Genomic DNA, 1079 nt, shown 5'->3' on the forward strand with positions numbered 1-1079 from the left:
ATTTGCATCTTAGTGACATTTCCCGAGTCTTCTTCCAATTGATATGACCGATCTTTAAATACATCGTTGGAATCACTTAGCTCAAATAACTCTGAACCCTCAAATACAAAAATATCACGGCCAAGTTGCGCCACATAAAAGTTATCCTCCAACTCTTCGACAGCAAACAACTGACTATAAGCGCCTTCCACTCCCAGAACATTGGAAAAACTCTCTAGATTTCGATCTTGTGGAGCCGTCCAAACTTGGTCTCCAGCGCTATTCCACAATACCAGCTCACGAGCCCCGCTCCCCAAGCCAGCACCGATATATCCATATACTTGCACTTTACTACCTGGATTAGTCGCATCATCTACGTATGCACGAATCGGGTAACTCAAGGCTCTTGCTTGGCTAACATTAGGTAATAGGCGTGTTTTACAGTTAGCTGCGGAACTCTTACCGTCAAGTTCACCAATACATGTCTCTTCATCGATCGCGTTCACATCATAATTAAGCGCTACCTTAAAATAACGACGAAAATCTTGGTTATTTTGACATGCCCTAGCGCTATCAGCTGAATCAACGACCTCAACGTAAACAAAAGAATCATGCAGCTCATTCCATGTTTCATCACCAGTAACCGAATCGACCTCTGCCTCATAACGGATACTAGGGATCACACGGCATACCGTTCCTGAAAAACTTGTCAGTCGCTCAGCAGAATTAGCGTCTAAATCGATATAAAGCACTGCACCAGCATTGGCAAACACCACCGCTTCATTTTGTTTTAAAGGATCGGCAACCAAGTCAAGGTAAGCATGCACCCCCTGACTCATTGCATAAAGTTGGCTTGGGTTAGTACCTTCAACAACCACATTTCCGTCGCAAGAAGATGAGGAAAGAGACGCGTCACTATCATAATTCACGAGAGAAAGCGCGGTGTTATCCTGACAACCATATGCACCCACAAACAAATTTTTAATTTCTTCGAGTTCAGCATCGGGCTGTGCAGGTGGAGTCGGCGTTACGGGAGGATCAGGAAGCTCTTCCTCAGGAAGGATGTCAGTATCAAGAATCTCATCGATCCCCTCAGAACA

At 44.7% G+C, this 1079-nt stretch carries 1 protein-coding gene; it reads right to left on the reverse strand.

Annotated features, from left to right (window positions below):
* A partial coding sequence (locus A3738_RS30680; RefSeq protein WP_197473645.1) for a hypothetical protein occupies positions 1 to 1079 on the reverse strand: 1079 nt, incomplete at both ends.

The organism is Oleiphilus sp. HI0066, assembly GCF_001635725.1.